A 15,850-nucleotide genomic window follows, 5' to 3' on the forward strand; every position below is an offset into this window, starting at 1 on the left:
CCCGTACGTACGGTGCAACGGGAGGCACAGAAATAATAATTAATCTCAGTATTGATATTATTTCCTGTCTACCCTATTATTTTCTTATAATAATAAATCCGTTGCACAATAATCAATTACGTGTTATTATCTGAATTGTATTTTTTGTATACAAATGAGGAGGAAATATGAGTAAAGATCAAACTAGTATGTCAGAAGAACTTTTCAAATTAGACGGAAAGCCTTCTACATCACAAGCTTTACCTTTAGCACTTCAGCACGTTGTGGCCATGGTTGTCGGATGTGTTGCACCTGCTATTATTATTTCAGGAGTTGCAGGACTTTCAGCGAGTGATTCAGTTATTCTGATTCAGGCTGCACTTACAATGTCTGCTATCTCTACATTATTTCAGGTTTTTCCGTTATTAAGAGAGAAAAAACTTGCAATTGGGGCAGGATTACCTGTTATCATGGGTATTAGTTTTGCCTATTTACCTACTATGCAGGCAATTGCTGGTGAATTTGATATTGCAACCATTTTAGGCGCACAGATTGCTGGTGGTATTGTTGCTGTTATTGTAGGACTATTTGTAAAGAAGATTAGAAAATTCTTTCCACCACTTATTACTGGTACAGTAGTATTCTCAATTGGTTTATCATTGTATCCTACAGCTATTAATTATATGGCTGGTGGTGCAGCTTCTAAGAGTTATGGTTCTTGGCAGAATTGGCTTATTGCTTTTATTACATTAGCTGTTGTTACTTTCTTGAATCATTATGGTAAAGGAATTTTTAAATTAGCTTCTATTTTAATTGGTATTATTGTTGGTTATATTATTGCTCTCTGCTTTGGTATGATCAATTTCTCAGCTGTCGCAAATGCATCATGGTTTGCTTTACCACAATTCATGCATTTTGGTGTGAAGTTTAATCCAGCAGCATGTGTGGCAATTGCGGTATTATTCGCAATAAACTCTATTCAGGCAATTGGTGATTTCTCTGCCACTACTACAGGTGGTATGGATCGTATGCCTACTGATGAAGAATTAAATGGTGGTATTGTTGCTTATGGTTTAACTAATATCTTTTGTGCATTCTTTGGTGGTTTACCAACTGCAACTTATAGTCAGAATGTTGGTATTGTTGGATCAACAAAAGTTGTATCTAAAAAGGTATTTGGAATTGCAGCTAGTATTATTTTAGTTGCAGGGCTTATTCCTAAGTTTTCATCACTTTTAACTACCATTCCTTATTGCGTTCTTGGAGGTGCCACTGTTTCTGTATTTGCATCTATTGCGATGACTGGTATTAAATTAATTGCATCTCATCCAATGGATTTCAGAAATACTACAGTTGTTGGTTTAGCTGTTGCACTTGGTATGGGTGTTACTCAGGCGAATGCAGCACTTGCATCATTCCCATCTTGGGTGACAACTATCTTTGGTAAGTCTCCAGTAGTCCTTGCTACTATTACAGCTATTGTTTTAAACTTAATTTTACCAAAAAATACGAATTCATAGTATAATGCTTCCTGATTATTTAATCAGGAAGTTTTTGTTTGAGGAGTAAGTTTTGTGGCATCAGTTCGTTGTTGACTAAAAACTTAATTCTATTTATAATTAATTTGTAGATTTTACAGAAGGAGATCCATATGAATTATAAAAGAGTTTTATTAAAAATAAGTGGTGAAGCTTTGGCTGGTGATCAGGGCTTTGGTATTAATCCTATTGTAGTTAAAGACATTGCACAGCAGATCAAAGATGCAAAAGATCTAGGTGTTGAAATTGCGATTGTTTGTGGTGGCGGTAATATCTGGAGAGGTAAGACTGGTGCCGATATGGGTATGGAAAGAGCAAGTGCAGATTACATGGGTATGCTTGCAACTGTTATGAACGGTCTTGCTTTACAGAATGCTTTAGAGTCAATTGGTCTTGAAACACGTGTTATGACTGCTATTGATATGAAAGAAGTAGCTGAACCATATATCAGAAGAAGAGCTGTACGTCATCTTGAAAAAGGTCGTATTGTTATTTTCTCAGCTGGAACAGGTAGTCCATACTTTACTACAGACACAACTGCTGCATTAAGAGCTGCTGAAATTCATGCAGATGTTATCTTGATGGCTAAGAATGGTGTTGATGGTGTTTATTCAGCTGATCCTAAGTTAGATCCAAATGCTGTTAAGTTTGATAAGTTAACTTACTTAGATGTTCTTAATAAAGATTTAAAGATCATGGATCAGACAGCTATTACATTATGTAAAGACAACAACATTGATTTAAGTGTATTTAATATGCAGAAAGAAGGAAATATTGCGTTAGCATGTAAACAGGAAGTAGCTGGCACAATTATTTCAAAGGGAGAATAATAATGGTAGAATTAGTACTTGAAGAAGCAAAAGAAAAGATGGAGAAATCAATTGACGCTTTCTCTAATGAATTAGTTAATATTAGAACTGGACGTTCTAATCCAAGCATGCTTGATAGAGTTATGGTTGAATATTATGGTTCACCAACTCCACTTAATCAGGTTGCTGGTATTTCAGTTGTAGAAGGTCGTCAGTTAGTGATTAAGCCTTATGATAAGAATTCTATGAAGGATATTGAACATGGTATTTACCAGGCCGATTTAGGTTTAACTCCACAGAATGATGGAACAGTCATCCGTATTGTGATTCCACCTCTAACTGAAGAAAGAAGAAAAGAAATGGTTAAGCAGGTAAATAAGCTTGCTGAAGAAGCTAAGGTTGCTTTAAGAAATATCAGAAGAAATGCAAATGCTGATGTTGAAAAGACTGGCGAAACTGAAGATGAAGTAAAAGCAGGTAAGGAAGATGTTCAGGATTTAACAAATGAATTTGTTAAGAAAATTGAACAGATTGCTAAAGAAAAAGAAAAGGATTTAATGACAGTTTAATGTCATTTTTGGGAGGATTATGAAATCCTCCTTTTTTTGTCTGTTTGAAAATGGAGTGCACTATGTTATAATACGGTTTATGAGGTGATTATTATGCTTTTTAAAAGAAAAGAAAAATATACATTAGATATGAATCGAATTCCAGCTCATATCGCATTTATCATGGATGGAAATGGAAGATGGGCTAAGAAAAGAAAAATGCCTAGAACATATGGTCATCATGAAGGAACTAAAACAATAAGAAATCTTGCTTTAGAAGCCAACAACTTAGGTGTAAAAGCAATGACTGTCTATGCATTCTCTACTGAAAACTTTAAAAGAGAACAGAGTGAAGTAGAATATATCTTTAAGTTACCTAAAGAGTTCTTCTCTTTATATTTTCAGGAACTAATGGATAATAATGTACGTATTATGACAATTGGTCATCTAAAACTCGCACCACAGGAAACTCAAGACATTATTAATGATGCTATTACTAAAACTAAAGATAATACTGGATTAAAGCTTGTCTTTGCATTTATTTATGGTGGACGTGATGAAATCGTTGAAGCTACTAAAGCGATTTGTGAAGAATATAAAGAAGGTAAGATTGACTTAGATAATATTACAGAAGATTATTTTGAATCTCATTTAATGACTAAAGAATTACCGCCTGTTGATTTAATGATTCGCTCAAGTGGTGAATGTCGTTTATCTAACTTCTTATTATGGCAGTTAAGTTATGCTGAATTTATTTTTGATGAAGCATATTGGCCAGATTTTAATGCGGAAAAATTACATGAATGCATATGGAAATATCAGAATAGAGATCGTCGTTATGGAGGAGTGAAGAAATGAAGCAAAGGGTCATAACAGCGATTGTATTAGTAGTTTTATTTTTACCGTGTGTTATTGTAAGTGGTATTCCTTTTAAAATCCTTATAGCTTTTATTGGGGCTATGGCTACATATGAATTACTATCTATTACAAAAGAACCTAAGCCACATTTCTATTTATATGGAGTACTAGGTGTTTATATTCTAGGTTCATTATTCTTTTCAAAAGGTTTACTTGTATCTAATATGTTTATTGTAATTTACATGGTTATATTATTAACTTGTGGAATATTTGATGCCGGTATGCCTTTCTTGAGAATTTCATATTACTTTACAAGTGCGACTTTAGTAGCTCTTGGTCTTCATGCTATTTATTATTTTAGAACAGCCTTAGATATCAGATATGTTATCTTCTTAGCACTTGCGACTTTAGGCGCTGATACATTTGCTTATTTTGTGGGACGTGCAATTGGTAAACATAAACTTAATCCTCGTCTTTCACCTAAGAAGACAATTGAAGGCTCTATTGGTGGTATAGTATGTGGTGGCTTATTAGGTTTAGCTTATGCTTATTGTGTTCAGATTCCTTATTCACTTCCTTATCTTGCCTTAATGAGCTTTGTACTTGCAACAACAGGTCAGATTGGTGATTTGACATTTAGCTCTATTAAGAGAACTTTTGAAGTAAAGGACTATTCTCAGATTTTCCCTGGTCATGGTGGTGTGTTGGATCGTTTTGATTCTATCATCTTTAATTCTATGATTTTAGGATTCTTACTTACATTACTCTAATGAAGGAGGCAATCTATGAAAAAAATTACAGTACTTGGTGTGACTGGTTCTATTGGAACGCAGACAATTGATGTTGTGACTGGACATCCTGATGAATTTGAAATTGTTGCAATGTCAGCAGGACACAATATCAAGAAATTAGAAGAAATTATGAATCAGATTCCTGTTCCACATATTTGTGTACTAGAACAGAAAGATTATGATTATTTAAGTGAAAAATATCCAGATCGTCATTTTTATCTTGGACAGGAAGGACTTATTCAAATTAGTACTCTTGAAGAGACAGAAATAGTTCTTAATGCGATTGTAGGATTTGCAGGATTATTACCAACTATAGAAGCAATTAAAGCAGGTAAGGATATTGCACTTGCAAACAAAGAAACTCTAGTAGTTGCAGGACATATTATTATTCCTCTCGCAAAAGAATATGGCATTCAGCTTTTACCTGTAGATAGTGAACATAGTGCTATTTTCCAATCAATGCATGGAGAGTATCTAAGAGAAATTTCAAAAATAATTTTAACATGTAGTGGTGGAAGTTTCCGTGATAAATCATTAGATGAATTAAAGGATGCTACTGTTGAACAGGCATTAAATCATCCTAACTGGAGCATGGGGGCAAAGATTACTATTGATAGTGCGACTTTAGTTAATAAAGGTTTAGAGGTGATGGAAGCCAAATGGCTTTTTGATGTAGATTATGATGATATTGAAGTATTGATTCATCCTGAAAGTGTTGTACATTCTATGATTGAATGTACAGATACTGCAGTAATTGGACAATTAGGTACTCCAGATATGCGTTTGCCTATTCAATATGCTTTAACATATCCTCATAGAATACCACTTATTAATAGTAAGAGACTTTCTTTATCAGATATTGGAACACTTCATTTCTATAAGCCTGATACAGAAAGATTTAAGGCACTACCTCTTGCTTATCGTGCAGGAAGAATAGGGGGCAGTATGCCTTGTGTCTTCAATGGCGCAAATGAAGAAGCCAACCAGTTATTCCGTGATGGAAAGATTAAATTCCTAGAAATCGTTGATTTAATTGAAGAAGCCATGAATGCACATACTGTTATTGAAAATCCATCTCTTGACGAATTGATCAAGATAGATGCGGAAGCAAGAGCTTTTGTAAGAAAGAGAGTAGGTTTATAAGATGCAGACTTTATTGAATATACTCGTTTTCCTGCTTATTCTTACAGGAATTATTGTCATACATGAATTAGGACACTTTGTAACTGCTAAGTTTTTCAAGGTTTATTGTGGCGCATTTAGTATTGGTATGGGTCCTAAGATTTATGGAAAAAAAGGAAAAGAAACAGAATTCCAGATTCGTGCTTTACCAATAGGTGGTTTTGTCTCTATGGCAGGTGAAGCGGATCAGGAAGACGATGAAGAACTTAAGGATGTTCCAGTAGAACGTACATTAAAGGGTAAGAAGACATATCAAAAGATTATTATTATGCTTGCAGGTGTCTTTATGAATTTCATGCTTGCACTTGTCATTATGTTATCTGCAAACTTAATGGGTGGTCAGGTAAATGTCAATCGTTGTGAAGTAGGAACGCTCGTAGAAAATGGTTCTGCGACAAAATATGGATTTAAAAAAGGTGACATTATAACTAATATTGAATGTAAGCAGACTGGTGTGTCGTATGCAGTCGCAAGTTATGAAGATCTTCATAGTGATATGACTAAGAAAGCATTAAAGATTAATTCTAGAAATGCGACATTAGATATTACTGTCAGACGTGGTAAAAATAGTATTGTGGTCAAGGCAGTGAGTCCATATAATGAAGAACAGGGGCGTTATGTTCTTGGCTTTATGCAGGTGACTCGAAGAATGAGTGTCACTGAAGCATTCAGCTATACATTTAAAGAATTATGTGAGATGTCTACTGCAATCTTTCATGCATTGGGACAGCTTATTGTGAATTTTGCGTCTACTATTAAGCAGATGTCAGGACCGGTGGGAATTTATAAAGTCACTTCACAGGTAAGAGAATCTGGTTCTATGACAACACTTCTATATTTAGTTGCGATGTTGTCAGTAAATATTGGAATCTTAAACTTATTGCCTATTCCGGGGTTAGATGGCTATCAGGCTATTCTTTCTTTAATTGAAGGTATTATCCATAGAGAAGTACCTGTGAAGGTGAAATATGCATTGCAGGTTCTTGGACTTGCACTTGTATTTGGTCTCATGATTGCAGTTACTTATCAGGATCTGCTGCGATTTTTTAAATAAAGGAACTTCGGTTCCTTTTTAAAAGGTGATTTTATGAATAAACTAAGTATTTTATTACAACAATTACATATAGATACAAATCAGGCGTTTTCGCAGGCTGATATTACAAGAGTAGTTGTCCATCATGATAGCCGTTATACCTTTTATATCAGTTCACCAGAATTAATGCCTCTTGATAATGTGAAGGCTTTAAAAGAAGCCCAGCATTTATTCCCTTATCCATGTGAATTCCTCTTTGAAACAACGTCTAATCATTTTAGAGAGGAAGATGTCATTGAATATAGTGATTATATTATGCATCATGTATTAGGCAATGTACCTGAAATGCAGAGTATGACAAGAGATGATATGGATTTAAAGGACAATATTTTGACATTACATACTGTTAATCATATTCAATGTGATTCTATTAAGACTCAGCTTAATGAAATGCGTACATTATTATCTGGCTTTGGTATTAATATTGATTTAAGAGCTGAGGTAGATGCAGATAATCATGAATATCAACAGACTATTGCAAAGATGGAAGAAAATAAAGGCGTTCATATAGATTCAAGTGCACTTGAAAAATATAATGAAGCGATGAATGATGCACCTCCTGCTTATTCTAAGCCAGCAGGTAATTATAAACGTTATAAGAAAGAATATGTCATGACGCAGATCAGTCAATTAGATAATACAATGCGTGAAGTAGCTGTACAGGGGTATTGTTTCCAGGAAGAAACAACACAGACTAAAAGTGGTAAACATATTCAGACACTTCTTGTCACTGATTATTCTGATAGTATTATGGTAAAGAGATTTGAGAATAAGAATCGTAATACATTAGAAGAAATGGAACAATTAAAAAAAGGTGGTAAATGGATTCGTGTCAAAGGTACCTTTGAATATGATAGCTTTGCCCGTGAACAGGTGATTATTGCGACTGAAATAGAAATTATTCCAGCACCTAAACCACGTATTGACAAGGCGGAAAAGAAGCGTGTGGAACTACATTGCCACTCTAATATGTCTACTATGGATGGTATTGCGACTGTTGGTTCTTATATTAAAAGAGCGACAGAATGGGGTATGAGTGCTATTGCAGTAACTGATCATGGCAACGTGCAGTCATTCCCTGATGCACAGGCAGCAGCAGGAGACAAGTTGAAGATGATCTATGGTGTTGAAATGAACATGATTGATACAAATTTTGATTGTGTTTTCAATGCGAATGGATTAAAGCTTAATGATTTAACTTATGTTTCTTTTGACTTAGAAACAACAGGTTTATCTCAGATAGACGATCATATTACTGAAATTGGTGCAGTAAAGATAAAAAATGGGTTAGAGGTTGGAAGATTACAGACATTTATTAAATCTCCTAAACCTATTTCTAAGAAGATTACTGAATTAACATCTATTACAAATGAAGATATTAGAAATGCGCCTACAATTGAAGAATTCATGCCTAAATTAATGGAATTCTTTGGAGATAATCTTCTCATTGCGCATAATGGTCGTTTCGATATTGGTATGTTAGATAAGGCATTAGAGAGAATGGGAAAAGAACATATTAAAAACCCTTGGATTGATACATTGCCTTTATCTAGACGTCTCATACCATTAATGCGTTCTTATCGATTAGGTGCTGTCTGTCGTTTTTATCATATTCCTTATGATACAGAAGCGGCTCACCGTGCTGACTATGATGCTGAAGTATTAAGTCATTCATTTAATGTCATGCTTCAGGATTTAATTAAGAGAGGTTTTAAGACGATTGATGAAATCAATGATATCAAAATAGAAGATGCTTATAAGCATGCTTTCCCTTATCATATGTGTGTTCTTGCGAAAACACCTGAAGGGTTAAAGAACATGTTTAGACTTGTATCTATTGCGAATACTAAGTATTTCCATCAATGTGATCGTATTCCTAGAAGTGAATTAGAATTCTATCGTGAAGGATTAATCTTTGGTAGTGGCTGTTTAAATTCTAAAGTCTTTGAAATAGCTTCTACAAGAGATGAAGAAGAATTAAGAGAAGAAATACGATTCTATGATTATGTAGAAATACAGCCTTTAGAAGATGCAATGTATTTGGTGGATCGTGGTAAGTATGATTCTATTGATGATATAGAAAGAATATACAAGCGTATTATTAAGATTGCGAAAGAAGAAAATAAACTTATCTGTGCGACAGGTGATGTTCATTTTCTAGATAAGAGAGATAAGGTATACCGTGAAGTATTTATTACTAACTCTAAGATTCAGATTAATGGTAAACCTCATCCACTCCTTGTAAGAAATAATCCTCGTGCTTTAACACCTGATGTTTATTTAAGAACAACAGATGAAATGTTGGAATGCTTCCCTTATTTAAGTGATGAAGATACATATGAATATGTTGTCACTAATACAAATAAGATTGCAGATATGATTGGTGATGATATTATTGTCACAAAAGAAGGATTATATCCACCTTCAATTGAAAACGTAGATAAGAAACTTAGAGAATTATGTCATAAGAATGCGCATGAGACATATGGTGAAGTATTACCAGAGATTGTATCAGCAAGACTTGAAAAAGAGTTATCCAACATCATCAAACATGGATTCGCAGTTATTTATTTTATCGCTTCAGAACTTGTAAGAGTTTCTAATGAAGCAGGTTACCTAGTAGGATCTCGAGGATCAGTTGGTTCATCTTTCGTAGCCACTATGGCTGGTATTTCAGAAGTAAATCCTCTTGCACCACATTATATATGTCCTCATTGTAAACATAATGAGTTCTTAGAAGAAGGAGTTATTTCTGATGGTTATGATTTGCCTGATAAGAACTGTCCAGTATGTGGACATAAGATGAAAGGCGAAGGACATAATATCCCATTCGAAACCTTCTTAGGGTTCAATGCGGATAAGGTTCCAGATATTGACTTAAACTTCTCAGGTGAATATCAGCCTCAAGCGCATGCTTATACTAAAACAATCTTTGGTGAAGACCATGTCTTTAGAGCCGGTACTATCTCTACTGTTGCAGAAAAGACAGCTTATGGTTATGCAAGAGCATATGCTGAAAACTTAGGTTTAGAAGATCATATCCGTAGTGCTGAATTGCAAAGACTGGCTAATGGATGTACGGGGGTTAAACGTACTACCGGTCAGCATCCGGGTGGTATTATCGTTATTCCTAATGACATGGAAGTATTTGACTTTACACCTTATCAGTATCCTGCAGATGATGTGAATGCTGAATGGCGTACAACTCACTTCGATTTCCATAAGATTCATGATAACGTATTAAAATTTGATATCTTAGGACATGTTGATCCTACTGTTATTCGTATGCTTCAGGATATGACAGGTGTTGATCCAAAGTCTATTCCTACAAATGACCAGAAGGTTATGAGCTTATTTAATAGTTCTAAAGCATTAGGCTGTGATCTATCTTTCTTAAACTGTAAGACAGGTGCCTTAGGGTTACCAGAATTTGGTACAAAGTTTGTCCGTGGCATGCTTGAACAGACACATCCAAAAAGCTTTAATGAATTAGTTATTATCTCTGGATTGTCTCATGGGACTGACGTATATCTAGGCAATGCGGAGACATTGATCAAGTCAGGTACTTGTACATTACAGCAGGTTATCGGATGTCGTGATGATATCATGGTTTACTTAATTGAAAAGGGACTTCCTAATAAGGATGCTTTTGATATCATGGAATGTGTACGTAAAGGTAAGTCACCTAAAGTATTCCCTCAAAAGGGTTATGTTGAACTCATGAAGAAACATAATGTGCCACAATGGTATATTGATTCATGCTTAAAGATTAAATACATGTTCCCTAAAGCCCATGCCGTCGCTTATGTATTAAGTGCCATACGTGTAGCTTGGTGGAAATTATATTATCCAAGAGAATATTATGCTGTATACTTTACAACTAGATGTGATTTCTATGATATTGAAACGCTCATTGCTGGAAAAGAAGCAGTATATGATAAATATCAGGAATGTTTAAAGTTAAAGGCTGAACATAAAGCATCAAATAAAGAAGAAGGTTTGATTACTGTATTTGAGGTTGCTTTAGAAATGTTTGAAAGAGGCCTAAAGTTTAGTAAGATTTCTCTTGATCAATCTGATTCTAGAAAGTTTATTTGTCATCCAGATGATCTGGCAGCTATTATTCCTCCTTTTACTTCTATTGATGGATTAGGTGATGCCGTTGGTGACTCAGTAGTAGAAGCAAGAAAGGAGAGACCTTTCACTTCTATTGAAGACATTAAAAAGAGAACACGTCTTTCAGGAACACATATTGAGACACTGCAGAAGATGGGTGTTTTAAATGGTTTTTCTGAAAGTGATCAGCTTACAATCTTTGATTTATAGTTTTTTTACGTGTTCTTCAACATTATTTGACTTATACATTTAACTGTGCTATACTCGATTTAGCAAAAGACGAGAGGGGAGACCCTCTCGTTATTTATTGAATAGGAGGTTCTATGCTAGAGAAAATTAAAGAAGGCTTATTGCCTATTATTGCTTCATTTGAATGCCATCTTGATTCAATGGAATATGTAAAGGAAAAAGGAGAATGGTATTTACGTGTCTTCATTGAAAAGAATGATGGAAATCTTGACATGGATACTTGTGTTGCAGTCAGTGAAGCTGTGAGTGAAAAGTTAGATGAACTTGATTTAATCAAGGATGAGTATTATCTTGAAGTATCTTCTCCAGGAATTGAAAAGCCATTAAAGACTTTTGAGCAGGTAGAAGCTCATGTTGGCTCATATGTTCATATTGATTTGAAGAATCCAAAGAATGGAATTGATTCTCTAGAAGGAACATTAGCCTCTATTGATGGCCAGGAATTATTGATCCAGTATATGGTGAAAGCTGTAAGAAAGAAAATGACTATAAACTATGATGATATTAAATTCATCAGACTCGCTGTAAAGTTCTAGGAGGTAAAAAACGTGGCGAAAAAGGATAAAGGTTATAAATCAGCTCTTGAAAATCTTATTGAAGATAAAGGGCTAGATAGTGCTATTGTAATTGAAGCATTGACTGAAGCACTTGCTAAGTCATATAAGAAAAACTATAGTGGGGCAGAATCAATCGTTGATTGTAAGATTGATGATGATGGAAAAATCAGAATCTTTACAACTCATTATGTTGTAGATGATGTAAATGATGAAGATTTTGAATATTCTATTGAAGAAGCACAGGAAATTGACCCAAAATATCAGGTTGGAGATGAAGTTGTTGAAGAAGCTGATATTTCTGAATTTGGTCGTTTAGCTGCAATTCAAACTAAACAGTTATTAAGACAGAAAATCAGAGAAGCTGAAAAAGAAGCTTTATATAATGAATATATCAATAAACTTGATGAAATCATCAATGGTACTGTTGATCGTGTAGAAGAAAGATTCGCAATCATCAACATTGGTAAGACAGGTGCACTTCTTTCATCTAAAGACCAGATTCCTGGTGAAACTTTAATTGAAGGTGAACATGTTAAGGTTTATGTGAGTGAAGTAGAACGTACTACTAAAGGTACTCATATCAGCGTATCTCGTACTCATGAAGGATTAGTAAAGCGTTTATTTGAAATGGAAGTTCCTGAAATCTTCGAGGGAACTGTTGAAATCAAATCAGTATCTAGAGAAGCAGGTGAACGTTCTAAGATTGCTGTCTATACAGCAAATCCTGATATTGATCCTATTGGTGCATGTGTTGGTCCAAAGGGAAATCGTGTTAGAAATGTTGTTGAAGAATTAAATGGTGAAATGATTGATATTATTGAATGGTCTGAAGATCCTGTAACATTCATTTCTCATGCTCTTTCTCCAGCTAAGGTTGAAAGAGTGAAATTAAATCATTCTAAGAACAGTGCTTTAGTTGTTGTACCTGATGATCAGTTATCTCTTGCTATTGGTAAGCGTGGTCAGAATGCAAGACTTGCAGTTAAATTAACAAACTGGAAGATTGATATTAAGTCAGTATCTGAAATCTTAGAAGAAGGTATTGATTTAGATGCACCTGAAGTAGATATGGAACTTCTTGAAAAGATGAAGAAATCTATGGAAGAACATGAAGCAGATGAAGAAAAAGAATCTATCATTTTAACTCTAGATGAAGATGAAAATGAAGAAGATAAGGTAGAAGAAGACTTAGGTGATGATGAATCATTTGATGATGAAGATGATTCAGAAGAACCAGACCATGATCCTAAATATGATGAAGATATTGATTATGATCAGTATGATGAATATTATAAAGACTAGAGGTGATCTTTTATGAAGAAAGTGCCTTTAAGAAAGTGTGTGGCAACTGGTGAACAGCTGCCAAAGAAAGAACTCATTCGTATTGTGAAAAATAAAGAAGGAGAAGTTTCTGTCGATCCTACAGGTAAAAAGAACGGTCGTGGGGCTTATTTAAAACGTTCTTTAGATGCAATTGAACTTGCAAAAAAGAAAAAGATTTTAAATAGAGTTCTTGATACTGAAATTCCTGAAGAAATCTATGAGGAGCTTAAGACTTATGCTTAATAAGCAGGTGGCTTCTTTATTAGGTCTTGCGATGCGTGCAAGAAAGCTTGCGACTGGAGAGAGTGCTTTAAAGGCTGTCCAGTCACAGCAGGCTCGTCTTGTACTTATTGCGACTGATGCAAGTGACAATACGAAGAAGAAATATATTGATAAGTGTACATATTATCATGTAGATTATTATGTTGCTGGCACAAGTGAAGAGCTATCTAATTCTGTTGGTAAAATAAATAGAATGGCAATTGCGGTACTTGATGCTGGTTTTGCGAAAAGTATGAAATCTAAGTTAGGAGGGTAATTTATGGCAAAAAAGAAGAAAAACATAAAAAACAAAGGGAATGACAAGAAGAAAATGATCTCAAACTTTCCTAGCAAGAAAGAAGAAAAAGCTGTTGTAGATGGTGTTGTTGAATATGAAGAAGGCATCACTGTTGATGAACTTTCTCAAAAGATTGGTCAAACACCAGCAAATGTTATCAAGGTTTTATTCATGTTAGGTACAATGGTGACAATCAACTCATCATTAAATGATGAACAGGTTGAACTTATTTGTATGGAATATGGTCTTGAATGTAAAAAGGTTGTTCCTGTAAGTGAAGTAAACTTTGAAGATTTAGAAGTTGTTGATGATCCTAAAGATTTAGAGCCAAGACCTCCAGTTATTACTATCATGGGTCACGTTGACCATGGTAAGACAACATTGCTTGACCATATTAGAAAGTCAAGAGTTGCTGAAGGTGAATTTGGTGGTATTACACAGCATATCGGTGCCTATCAGGTATCAGTAAAAGGTAAGAAGATTACTTTCCTTGATACACCAGGTCATGAAGCATTTACTGCAATGCGTGCACGTGGTGCAATGATTACTGATATTGTTATTATTGTAGTTGCTGCTGATGATGGTGTTATGCCTCAGACTAGAGAAGCAGTAGACCACGCTTTAGCTGCAAATGTACCTATTATTGTAGCTGTTAATAAGATTGATAAACCAGGTGCTGATCCTCAGCGTATTATGACTGAAGTATCTGAACTTGGACTTATGCCTGAAGAATGGGGTGGAGATGTTCCTTATGTAAACATTTCAGCTAAACAGGGTATTGGTATCGATGAATTATTAGAAACAGTTACAGTTGTAGCTGAACTTGCTGAATTAAAAGCAAATCCAAAGCGTATGGCTTATGGTAGTGTTATCGAAGGCCGTCTTGATAAGGGTAGAGGACCAGTTGCGACTCTATTAATTCAGAATGGTACTTTAAGAAGTGGTAACCCAATTGTTGTTGGTGCGACTTATGGTCGTGTTAGACAGTTAGTTGATGATCGTGGACGTGAAATTAAATCTGCTGGTCCTGCAACTCCAGTAGAAATTACTGGTTTAAATGATGTACCTGAAGCAGGTGATAAGTTCATGGTATTTGAAACTGAAAGAGAAGCGAGACATGTCGGTGAAGAACGTGCTCAGAAGAAGATTGAAGAAGAAAGAAACTCTACTTCAGCAATGAGTCTTGATGACTTATTCTCACAGATGAAGTCTGGTGAAGTCGTTGACTTAAACATCATTGTTAAAGCTGATGTAAATGGTACTGCAGAAGCAGTTAAGAGTTCATTAGAAAAGATTGATGTAGAAGGTGCAAGAGTTAACGTTATCCGTTCTACTGTTGGTGCTATTTCTGAATCTGATATCCTTCTTGCAAGTGCTTCTAAGGCAATCATTTATGGTTTCAATGTAAGACCAGATGCTAATGTACGTCGTAAAGCAGATGAAGAAGGTGTAGAAATCCGTTTACACCAGGTAATCTATAAGATGGTTGAAGAAATTGAAGCAGCCATGAAGGGTATGCTTGCTCCTGAAATGGAAGAAGTTGTTACTGGTCAGGCTGAAATAAGACATATTTATAAGGTTTCTAAGATTGGTAATATCGCTGGATGTTATGTAACAGATGGTTCTATTAAGAGAGATTGTGGTATCAGATTAATTCGTGAAGGTATCATTGTTTATGAAGGTAAGCTTGCTTCATTAAAGCGTTTCAAGGATGATGCGAAGGAAGTTAATCAGGGCTATGAATGTGGTTTAACTATCGAAAACTATAACGATATCAAAGAAGGCGACATCGTTGAAGGATATGTTATGCAGGAAGTTGAAGGTTAATTTATGGCTTCATTAAAAGTTGATAAAATGAATCATTATATCATGAAGGAATTATCATTAATTCTTCGTGATGAAGTAAAAGATCCAGCTTTACGTATGTGTACTGTTACTTCAGTAAGCTGTACAAACGATATGTCTGTCGCAAAAGTTTATGTGACATTCATGAAGAACCAGGGTAAAGGTCTTCAGGCATTAGAAAGATGTAAAGGTTTTATCCGTTCACAGCTTGCTAGAAGATTAAAAATCAGAAAATGTCCTGAATTAATCTTCAAGGTAGACGAATCATTAGAATATGGTAATCGTATTGAAGAATTAATTAAGAACTTACACTAAGAGTCTCTATCGGTAATTTAAAATAACTAGGGGTTTCCTAAATTTTAATTATCACGCAGTAAGGGGTGAATCTCACCCCTTATTTCTT

At 34.9% G+C, this 15,850-nt stretch carries 14 protein-coding genes; all 14 read left to right on the forward strand.

Going from position 1 to position 15,850, the window contains the following annotated elements:
• Positions 1–167 precede the first annotated feature (167 nt).
• The 14 genes from EAI80_RS08750 (at position 168) to rbfA (ending at position 15,762) form a co-directional block, all read left to right on the forward strand.
• A complete protein-coding gene (locus EAI80_RS08750) occupies positions 168–1,499 on the forward strand; it encodes a nucleobase:cation symporter-2 family protein (protein WP_129981729.1) in 1,332 nt (443 codons plus the stop codon).
• Positions 1,500–1,630: 131 nt separating this feature from the next.
• Positions 1,631–2,347 carry a UMP kinase gene (gene pyrH / locus EAI80_RS08755; protein WP_022424326.1) on the forward strand — a complete coding sequence of 239 codons (717 nt, stop codon included), beginning with the start codon at positions 1,631–1,633 and terminating at the stop codon, positions 2,345–2,347.
• Between the two features lie 2 nt (positions 2,348–2,349).
• Positions 2,350–2,895, forward strand: a complete 546-nt coding sequence (gene frr / locus EAI80_RS08760; protein ID WP_129981730.1) for a ribosome recycling factor — start codon at positions 2,350–2,352, stop codon at positions 2,893–2,895.
• 93 nt (positions 2,896–2,988) lie between these two features.
• Positions 2,989–3,732 (forward strand): isoprenyl transferase, encoded by a 744-nt coding sequence (locus EAI80_RS08765; protein WP_129981731.1) that lies wholly within the window; start codon positions 2,989–2,991, stop codon positions 3,730–3,732.
• The gene (locus EAI80_RS08770; RefSeq protein ID WP_129981732.1) at positions 3,729–4,502 is read left to right on the forward strand and encodes a phosphatidate cytidylyltransferase; all 774 of its coding nucleotides are present in this window, start codon (positions 3,729–3,731) and stop codon (positions 4,500–4,502) included. Before EAI80_RS08765 ends, EAI80_RS08770 begins: the two co-directional genes overlap by 4 nt.
• Positions 4,503–4,517: 15 nt before the next feature.
• A complete protein-coding gene (locus tag EAI80_RS08775) occupies positions 4,518–5,666 on the forward strand; it encodes a 1-deoxy-D-xylulose-5-phosphate reductoisomerase (protein WP_129981733.1) in 1,149 nt (382 codons plus the stop codon).
• 1 nt (position 5,667) lies between these two features.
• Positions 5,668–6,759 (forward strand): site-2 protease family protein, encoded by a 1,092-nt coding sequence (locus EAI80_RS08780; protein ID WP_129981734.1) that lies wholly within the window; start codon positions 5,668–5,670, stop codon positions 6,757–6,759.
• A 33-nt stretch (positions 6,760–6,792) separates the two neighbouring features.
• A complete protein-coding gene (locus EAI80_RS08785) occupies positions 6,793–11,124 on the forward strand; it encodes a PolC-type DNA polymerase III (RefSeq protein ID WP_129981735.1) in 4,332 nt (1,443 codons plus the stop codon).
• 113 nt (positions 11,125–11,237) lie between these two features.
• The gene (gene rimP / locus EAI80_RS08790; protein ID WP_022424333.1) at positions 11,238–11,699 is read left to right on the forward strand and encodes a ribosome maturation factor RimP; all 462 of its coding nucleotides are present in this window, start codon (positions 11,238–11,240) and stop codon (positions 11,697–11,699) included.
• A 12-nt stretch (positions 11,700–11,711) separates the two neighbouring features.
• Entirely contained in the window at positions 11,712–13,022 is a 1,311-nt protein-coding gene (gene nusA / locus EAI80_RS08795; protein WP_129981736.1) for a transcription termination factor NusA, read from the forward strand.
• A gap of 12 nt (positions 13,023–13,034) precedes the next feature.
• On the forward strand, positions 13,035–13,286 hold the full coding sequence (locus EAI80_RS08800) for a YlxR family protein (protein WP_022424335.1): 252 nt from the start codon (positions 13,035–13,037) through the stop codon (positions 13,284–13,286).
• Positions 13,279–13,581 carry a ribosomal L7Ae/L30e/S12e/Gadd45 family protein gene (locus EAI80_RS08805; protein WP_129981737.1) on the forward strand — a complete coding sequence of 101 codons (303 nt, stop codon included), beginning with the start codon at positions 13,279–13,281 and terminating at the stop codon, positions 13,579–13,581. The genes EAI80_RS08800 and EAI80_RS08805 overlap by 8 nt, the downstream gene beginning before the upstream one ends.
• A 3-nt stretch (positions 13,582–13,584) precedes the next feature.
• Positions 13,585–15,429, forward strand: a complete 1,845-nt coding sequence (gene infB, locus EAI80_RS08810) for a translation initiation factor IF-2 (RefSeq protein WP_129981738.1) — start codon at positions 13,585–13,587, stop codon at positions 15,427–15,429.
• A gap of 3 nt (positions 15,430–15,432) precedes the next feature.
• A complete protein-coding gene (gene rbfA, locus EAI80_RS08815; protein WP_022424338.1) occupies positions 15,433–15,762 on the forward strand; it encodes a 30S ribosome-binding factor RbfA in 330 nt (109 codons plus the stop codon).
• Positions 15,763–15,850 lie beyond the last annotated feature (88 nt).

This window comes from Catenibacterium sp. co_0103, assembly GCF_004168205.1.
GTDB classification, from domain to species: domain Bacteria; phylum Bacillota_I; class Bacilli_A; order Erysipelotrichales; family Coprobacillaceae; genus Catenibacterium; species Catenibacterium mitsuoka_A.

Coding starts and splice junctions, on each gene's coding strand:
- EAI80_RS08780 (WP_129981734.1), top strand. CDS start 5,668: ATGCAGACTTTATTGAATATACTCGTTTTCCTGCTTATTCTTACAGGA.
- infB (WP_129981738.1), top strand. CDS start 13,585: ATGGCAAAAAAGAAGAAAAACATAAAAAACAAAGGGAATGACAAGAAG.
- EAI80_RS08750 (WP_129981729.1), top strand. CDS start 168: ATGAGTAAAGATCAAACTAGTATGTCAGAAGAACTTTTCAAATTAGAC.
- rbfA (WP_022424338.1), top strand. CDS start 15,433: ATGGCTTCATTAAAAGTTGATAAAATGAATCATTATATCATGAAGGAA.
- EAI80_RS08765 (WP_129981731.1), top strand. CDS start 2,989: ATGCTTTTTAAAAGAAAAGAAAAATATACATTAGATATGAATCGAATT.
- frr (WP_129981730.1), top strand. CDS start 2,350: ATGGTAGAATTAGTACTTGAAGAAGCAAAAGAAAAGATGGAGAAATCA.
- EAI80_RS08770 (WP_129981732.1), top strand. CDS start 3,729: ATGAAGCAAAGGGTCATAACAGCGATTGTATTAGTAGTTTTATTTTTA.
- EAI80_RS08785 (WP_129981735.1), top strand. CDS start 6,793: ATGAATAAACTAAGTATTTTATTACAACAATTACATATAGATACAAAT.
- pyrH (WP_022424326.1), top strand. CDS start 1,631: ATGAATTATAAAAGAGTTTTATTAAAAATAAGTGGTGAAGCTTTGGCT.
- EAI80_RS08805 (WP_129981737.1), top strand. CDS start 13,279: ATGCTTAATAAGCAGGTGGCTTCTTTATTAGGTCTTGCGATGCGTGCA.
- rimP (WP_022424333.1), top strand. CDS start 11,238: ATGCTAGAGAAAATTAAAGAAGGCTTATTGCCTATTATTGCTTCATTT.
- EAI80_RS08800 (WP_022424335.1), top strand. CDS start 13,035: ATGAAGAAAGTGCCTTTAAGAAAGTGTGTGGCAACTGGTGAACAGCTG.
- EAI80_RS08775 (WP_129981733.1), top strand. CDS start 4,518: ATGAAAAAAATTACAGTACTTGGTGTGACTGGTTCTATTGGAACGCAG.